The sequence below is a fragment of the Paenibacillus barengoltzii NBRC 101215 genome, from assembly GCF_004000745.1.
Classification (GTDB): Bacteria; Bacillota; Bacilli; order Paenibacillales; family Paenibacillaceae; genus Fontibacillus; species Fontibacillus barengoltzii.
In genome coordinates, this window is the sequence record NZ_BILV01000124.1 from 1 (window position 1) to 7,243 (window position 7,243).

The 7,243-nt window shown below is 52.3% G+C and carries 8 protein-coding genes; 2 read left to right on the forward strand and 6 right to left on the reverse strand.

Annotated features, from left to right (window positions below; genetic code table 11):
• Together mutY and acpS are read right to left on the reverse strand one after the other, a co-directional pair.
• The coding region (mutY, locus tag PBA01S_RS22105) for an A/G-specific adenine glycosylase (RefSeq protein ID WP_127576752.1) at positions 1-884 on the reverse strand (884 nt) is incomplete at its 3' end.
• A 12-nt stretch (positions 885-896) separates the two neighbouring features.
• A complete protein-coding gene (gene acpS, locus PBA01S_RS22110) occupies positions 897-1,304 on the reverse strand; it encodes a holo-ACP synthase (RefSeq protein ID WP_016313554.1) in 408 nt (135 codons plus the stop codon).
• Between the two features lie 293 nt (positions 1,305-1,597).
• Here acpS and PBA01S_RS22115 point away from each other — a divergent pair, with 293 nt between their 5' ends.
• Complete coding sequence (locus PBA01S_RS22115; RefSeq protein WP_036700623.1) at positions 1,598-2,503, forward strand: AraC family transcriptional regulator; 906 nt, start codon at positions 1,598-1,600, stop codon at positions 2,501-2,503.
• Between the two features lie 86 nt (positions 2,504-2,589).
• Here the strand turns inward: PBA01S_RS22115 and PBA01S_RS22120 are convergent, their stop codons facing one another.
• From PBA01S_RS22120 to PBA01S_RS22135, 4 genes are read right to left on the reverse strand one after another with little or no spacing between them, the layout of a single operon-like run.
• Entirely contained in the window at positions 2,590-3,786 is a 1,197-nt protein-coding gene (locus PBA01S_RS22120) for an ABC transporter permease (RefSeq protein WP_127576753.1), read from the reverse strand.
• Complete coding sequence (locus PBA01S_RS22125) at positions 3,783-4,472, reverse strand: ABC transporter ATP-binding protein (protein ID WP_028539399.1); 690 nt, start codon at positions 4,470-4,472, stop codon at positions 3,783-3,785. Before PBA01S_RS22125 ends, PBA01S_RS22120 begins: the two co-directional genes overlap by 4 nt.
• On the reverse strand, positions 4,469-5,536 hold the full coding sequence (locus tag PBA01S_RS22130) for an efflux RND transporter periplasmic adaptor subunit (RefSeq protein WP_254899736.1): 1,068 nt from the start codon (positions 5,534-5,536) through the stop codon (positions 4,469-4,471). Before PBA01S_RS22130 ends, PBA01S_RS22125 begins: the two co-directional genes overlap by 4 nt.
• A 29-nt stretch (positions 5,537-5,565) precedes the next feature.
• A complete protein-coding gene (locus PBA01S_RS22135; protein ID WP_232228352.1) occupies positions 5,566-6,201 on the reverse strand; it encodes a YIP1 family protein in 636 nt (211 codons plus the stop codon).
• 886 nt (positions 6,202-7,087) lie between these two features.
• On the opposite strand from PBA01S_RS22135, the gene PBA01S_RS22140 reads away from it, so the two are divergent.
• Positions 7,088-7,243, forward strand: a 156-nt coding sequence (locus PBA01S_RS22140) for a transposase (protein WP_164744233.1), incomplete at its 3' end; no start/stop codon positions are given.

Here is a 7,243-nt window from a genome sequence, read left to right on the forward strand (position 1 = left end):
GCCGCCAGCCGGTCCATCGCCGGGCCGTCGGGGAGGCCGGCGCCTTCGCCCGGCACGGCGTCGGCGGGGATGTGGGGCAGCTCCCACATACGTGCGAGCAGCCCCGTGTCCGGCCGCCGGCGCACGAGCACGCGGCCGGACAGCGCCCCGCTGCCCTCGACGATGGCGGCGAGTCGATACTCCGGCCGCGGCGGCTTCGCCTTGCTCTTGACCGGCAGGCGCTCCTCTGCGCCTTCAAGCCGTCCGGCACAGCGAGCCATCACCGGGCAGATCAGGCATTGCGGTGACTTGGGCGTGCAGACGAGCGCGCCCAGTTCCATCAAAGCCTGATTAAAATCGGAGGCCCGCCCTTCCGGGATCAGCTCCGCGGCCAGCTCCTCCATAAGGGTGCGTGTCCCGGCCTTCGCGACGTCTTCCTCGATCAAGAAGTAGCGCGACAGCACCCGCATGACGTTGCCGTCCACCGCCGGTTCCGGGCGGTTAAAAGCAATGCTCAAGATCGCCCCGGTCGTATACGGGCCAACCCCCTTCAAGGCGGAGACCTCCGCCTTGGTATCCGGCACGATCCCGCCGTGCCGTTCCATCACCTGCTTGGCCGCCGCCTGCAGATTGCGGGCTCGCGAATAATAACCAAGCCCTTCCCAGCATTTCAGCACCTCTTCCTCCGGCGCCTCGGCTAAATCCCGAATCGTCGGGAAACGCTCAATAAACCGCTGAAAATACGGGATCACCGTATCCACCCGCGTCTGCTGCAGCATAATTTCCGACACCCAAATATAATACGGATCACGATGCCTGCGCCAAGGCAGGTCCCGCTTCGACCGCTCGTACCAACTCAACAGTTCTGTACTGAAAAATACCCGTGTTTCTCTATTTCCCCGCATCCTGCACTCCTTCTATTGCACGCGTTCCACCACAGCAAAGGCCGAAGCCAGCTGCCGCTCATGCGTAATACTAAGATGTATGGTATACCCGCTGCCCTCCGGTTGACCAACTCCAGACAGCCCGAGCCGCACCCAGGCCCCCGGCGTCAGCGTCACACACGGTTTCCCTTGCGCATTGGGCAAAATCTCTATATCAGTAAAGCTAAGCACCTGACCGATACCACAGCCAAACGCCTTGCTGACGGCTTCCTTTGCTGCAAACCGCCCCGCCAAAAACTCCGCCGGTCGGGCAGCTTGCCCAGGCAGCGCAAGCTCCGCCGCAGTTAAAATCCGTCGGCGCAACCGTTCGCCGATCGTCTTGTTGAGCAAGCGCTCTATGCGCTGGATTTCGACAATGTCATGTCCGATTCCGAAAATCAACAGGCAGCCCTTCTTCCTACAAAACGTAAACTTCGAACCTTACTTCTATCATTGCGCCCTGTCCTGAGCCAAGCCCATAACGGCCGCTTCCCCCATTGTAGCAGGGAACGGGAGGAGGCGCGAGTCTTCCCATCGGGAATGACCAATCACCGTCCACCCAGAAAACAAGCAACACAGCTCTCCCTTCCTCCATGCTATACTGAAGCTGCGTTATCTTCCCAACCGCAAGAATGATCAAGAAGCCAATTTTTCGGTCCGCTATACTTGAACCATAGACCGGTCTGGAGGCAGTTATGAATCAAATCAACATCATTCAAAAAAGCATCGATTATATCGAAGAACGGCTAGGCGAAGAGCTCACATTGGCTGAGGTGGCCAAGGCGATGTATTATTCCGAATATCATTTCCATCGCACATTTCAGTATGTTGTCGGCGATACGATGACGACCTACATTCGTAAGCGCAGGTTGTCCCACGCAGCCGAACTGCTGGCACATACCGACCTGAAAGTCGTCGATATTGCCCTGCGCTGCGGCTTTGGTTCTCATGAGGCCTTTACCCGGGCCTTCCGAAAAATGTACGGCATCCTGCCGACGGAATGCCGTCGCCGCGGTCGCCCGCCATACCTGGTACCCAAGGCCAATCCGCTTCGAGACTTCGTTGCTCAAATTACGTACGATTGGGGAGATTATGTCATGCAATTCCGTATTGAACAGATTCCAGCTAAACGCATTCTGGGGTTCGCAATCCAAACAACCACGGAAAATGGGCAAAATCACAAGGACATCCCAGCATTTTGGCAAAAATATATGCGTGAACAATGGGGCTCCCGCGTACCTGGCAAACTCCATCCAAATGTTGAACTCGGCGTCTGCACCGCCATCGATGAAGACGGCACGTTCCGGTATATCATCGGCTTTGAAGTCGACGAAACGGCCGAAGTTCAGGAAGGAATCACGGAGTATCGGATCCCGGCACAAACCTATGCGATCTTCACGACTCCACCTGCAGGGGAAGCCGATTTCTCCTCGTCTATTCAACAGACATGGGACGAAATCTTTACGGACTGGTTCCCAACGTCCGGCTACGAGCAAGTGGCTGCGCCTGATTTTGAATGGTATGATGAACGCTGCTGGCCGAAGGAAGGCAAACAGATCGACATTTACGTCCCGGTTCAGCCATCTGAAGCAAAGGCGTAACCCGCTGACCTGCAACATCATCATAGTAACCCGCAGCAAAAAAGAAACAACCCGGGCTCCACCCAATGGAGAACCGGGTTGTTTTATTATTCGTAACGCAGCGATTCGATGGGGTGCAGCTTGGAGGCTTTGTTTGCCGGGTACAAGCCGAAGAAAATACCCACCGCTGCCGAAAATCCAAACGCCAATAAAATGGCCCAAATCGAAATGACGAACGGCCACCCCGAGATCAAAGCGAACACCCAGGCCGCCAATAACCCGAAGAGGGCGCCAATCGTCCCCCCAATAAACGAGAGGATTATCGCTTCAATCATAAATTGAAGCATGATCGTCCCTGGCGTGGCGCCAATCGCTTTGCGGATCCCGATTTCCCGGGTCCGTTCTGTAACCGAGACCAACATGATGTTCATGACACCGATTCCCCCGACTAGCAGGGAGATCCCAGCGATCGAACCGATGATCGTTTGCAGGATAGAGAACGTGCTTTTGATCATTTGCTCCGCATCCCTTGCCGATTCCGAGACATAAGCATCCTTGCTCACGTTTTTCCGATCTGCCAGCCAAGCCTTGACCGACGCTACCGTTTCATCCATTCTTTCCGGCGATGTGGGCAGAATCTCCAGCATACTTAAACGATCACTTGACCCTTCCACATCCAGCATCGTCGTAATTGGTGCGTAAGCAGAGTAACGCTCTCCGCCAAAACCGCTCATGAGACTCTCCTGCGCCTTGTACACGCCAACAATTCGGAACATCCCTCCAGATAGTTGGATTTTCCGACCGATAGCACCTTGTGGAGAACCAAATGCTTTATTGGCATACTTGGCCTCAACTACGAGGATTTTTTGACGCGCTCGCTCCTCTTGAGAATTAAAAAATCTGCCCGCCACCAAATCGATCTTTTGCATTTTAGGCGAATCCGAAGTCGTGCCCGTGATACTAAATTGCAGCTCTTCCTTCTTCAGCTTACCGGTCATTCCGTAGGAAGACGACGACGAAACATAACGGACCCCCGGGAGCTTACGAATTTCTGCCATTTCACGCTGCCGGAAATAGACATTATCCTCGGGCTCCCCGTTGCTATAGTTCGGATAGATCAGAAAATACCCATCCTCATAGTTCGACATCTCCGACATAATCGAGCTTTGTCCAGCCTGGCCAATAGACACTACCGTGACCACCGCAGCGACGCCAAAAACGATGCCAATCATCGTCAGGAAGGAACGCAGCTTGTTCATTCGGAGATTGTCCAGAGCAACAAGGATGCTCTCCCAAATGCTCATCCCCCAACACTCCCTTTACGCTTGTCGCTTAGGATCCGTCCATCCCCAAATGTGATGATCCGTTCGGCATGCTCGGCAATGTCCGGTTCGTGGGTAACGAGCACGATCGTCGTCCCTTCGGCGTGAATTTCTTTGAACAGATCCATAATCTCATAGGATGATTTCGTATCTAGGTTCCCGGTAGGCTCGTCGGCCAACAGGATCGGTGCATTCATGGTCAACGCCCGGGCAATCGCCACCCGTTGCTTCTGACCGCCGGAAAGCTCGTTTGGACGATGCTTAACCCGTTCAGCCAGTCCCACCCTGCGAAGCAACTCAAGGGCCCTTTCGTTACGCTCCTCCCGGGAGATGCCGGCGTACATCATCGGCAGCGTGACGTTTTGCAGTACGGTTTGCCTGCCCAGCAAATTAAAGCTTTGGAACACGAACCCGATTTTCCGGTTCCGTACGCGTGCCAATTCCTCCTCATTCAACGACTCTACCGCTGCTCCGTCCAACTCATAGCTGCCGGAGGTCGGGACGTCCAGACATCCGATAATGTTCATCAGCGTTGATTTACCGGAGCCGGATGAGCCCATGATCGCTACGAACTCACCTTTCTCGATGTGCAGGTCAATGGGGGTCAAAGCTTGTACTTCAAGGGGGCCGTTTTTGTATACTTTGGTGATGCCTTTGAGCGTAATCATTTCACCTTCACCTTAGCGCCATCCTGCAGCTTGTCGCCGCCTTCCACTACAACCAAATCGCCTGCGGCCACCCCGGAGACCAGTTCGATTTGAGCCTCGCCCTCTTTCCCGGTTGTCACTGGCACCTTAACAGCAACACCGTCCTGAACCTTAAAGACGTAGGCCTGCTCACCGTCATATTGAACCGCATCAATTGGCACAAGAAGCCGTTCCTTATCGGGAATCTCCATCTCTACCGTGACGTTATACCCCGGACGAAGCTCTGATGATACTTGATTCAGGCTGACCTCCATTTCCACCGACGTATCCTTGGAGGTTGGATCGGCTAAACCGGCGGTAGGCGCCAAATACGAGATACTGCCTTCATAACTATTCGAAAAAGCCTCTCCCGTAACCACCGCCTTCATCCCTTGCTCCGCTTTGCCTGCATCCAACTCATTCAGGTATGCACTTACTTTAAGCTTGCTCACATCGGCAATTGTTGCGATCTCGCTGCCTTCGGCCAGCATTTGACCTGCGTTTACCGTCAGGCTGGTAACAACGCCGTCGGCTGGGGCTAGCACCTTCTGGTTAGCAAGCTGCTTCTCCAGGGATTGAATCGTCAGCTCACTGGAACGAATGCGCAAATCATAGGTGGTAAGGTCCAACTCCTCCGGTTCGAGGTCCGGGTTTTCGAGACGCGCTTGCTTAAAGCTCTCAAAATGCTGTTTTTTGGCCGCCAGTCGTTCCGCTTCAGTCAATTGCAGATTAATCCGTTCCTTCTCCAGCTGTTCCCGTACCTGCTCCATGCTCAGCGTAAGGAGAACCTGCCCTTTCTTAACCGTATCACCCGATTTCACCTTTACCTCTTCGATCACCCCGCTTGCCGGAGCATACACGGAGGTCGTCTGTCCCGGTTCCAGCTTGCCGTTCGTGTAGATTTGCTCGACGATTTTGCCCATCTCCACGGCGGCGACCTTCACTTCAGCGGCCCGATTCAACCCGATCATATTGGCAATGACCAACGCGATGACCGCCAACCCGACGACAGCGCCCCAAAACCACTTTTTCTTCAACAAGTCCATCACCTATCCTGTTATGTATAATTCCGGACTTAAACCAGCAACAGCGATCCCAGCGATAACACGAGCCATGCTGCAATAATCCAAACAGCCACCGATTTGTAAGGCCGTTTCATCATGACGGAAGAGCCGATGATATACAGTACGAGGCCCCAAATTGAAAATGGATTCATCAAGGATAAGAACTGGTACATTGCACTGGACTTATCAGAGACAAGAGCTCCCAAGCTCAGCGAAACATCCGTAACAGACTGCACGTCCATCGTCATGATCATAATTCCCGTGATCAAGCTGCCTAACAACCCTGGCAATGCGGCATAAGCAGCGATGGAAACGAACTGCATGTATTTGCCTTCACCGCGAACGACTAAATTCAGCAGCAACAACAACAAGCCCGTCACAAAAATCGTAATAACCGGCATCACCACACCCATTACGTAAGCAGACGTCTTCGCTGTTGCCATCATCGTCGATTGCATCGAGGCATCCACTGATTGACTTTGGATCTGCCGTAGAAATTCCTTCTCGATCACCGGCATCTGCATGTAAATCACAACAACGGAAACAATGATCATTGCCGCAAGCGCAAAGAGCCAAGCGGTCTTACTCTCCCGCACCCGCCTGAACGTTTCCACCGGAGCTGTAAAAATCGTAAACACGTTTTTCATAGAAACTCCCTCCTCAAATCTCCCAACATTGTTCCATCCCATAAATATGTAAGACTAGAATCATGTTATATATACGAACAAAGTCGCAAAGAGATTCAAGTTAGGCACATTTTACAACTCATGCAAGATCTCGTGAACATCGCATTCCTAGGAATCTCACTGGGTTTCCCTGCCATTATACCCCTCTATCCCAATTCCGCCACAGTCTCAAGACCAGGATCACTGCTAGACCTAAGACCAACCCCACTCAATTTGCAAAAAAAATCAGCGTCCCATTGTGGACCTCGCGGACCTTGCTACCTTTCGTAATTAAATCTTTAAAGGAGGAGCTCCTCTTGCTACACCTCTTTACACTATTATCCCTTTGACTCAGAAATGCAGGGGCTAGGTTGGAGTCCTTCCTGCTGCTTTTTTGTATGATTATCCCTTTGGTTCAGAATAACAAGATCAAGGTAGGGATCCTCTCGTTACGCCCACTTTACGTGAATATCCCTTTAACTCAGAATTAGGGTTCCAGATAGAAGCCCTTCGTGCCACCTCTTTCCATGATTATCCCTTTAACTCAGTGTGACAAGGTCGTGATAGGGATCCTCTCGTGTGTCACTTTACGTGAATATCCCTTTAACTCAGAACGGAAGGATCGTGGAAAGAAGGGCTTTCTACCGCTTCTCTGCACAAGTTCTCTGCACAAGGCTATCCCTTTTGCTCAGAATTAGGAGTTACATGGGACGAAAAGTGAAATAAGCTCCTCTGGGAGAAGATTTTTATATAGTAATAATTTTTTTGGGATTTTTTTCTTGTATACAGAACATATGTTTGATATAATGAAAAAGGGAACATATGTACGTATTATTAGGATGCGGAATTTGAGTTGGAGGGATCGGACATGGAGCTTGGTATGAATACGGAGCTGTTTCAAACTGTTAGCAGCCGCTTTCAAAGCGAGGCAGATTGCATTGAGGCCATCATCGCGATGAAGTGGCCAAATGGCTTCGTTTGCCCGCGTTGTGCTTATACGGAGTGCACCCGCCTGTCCACCCGG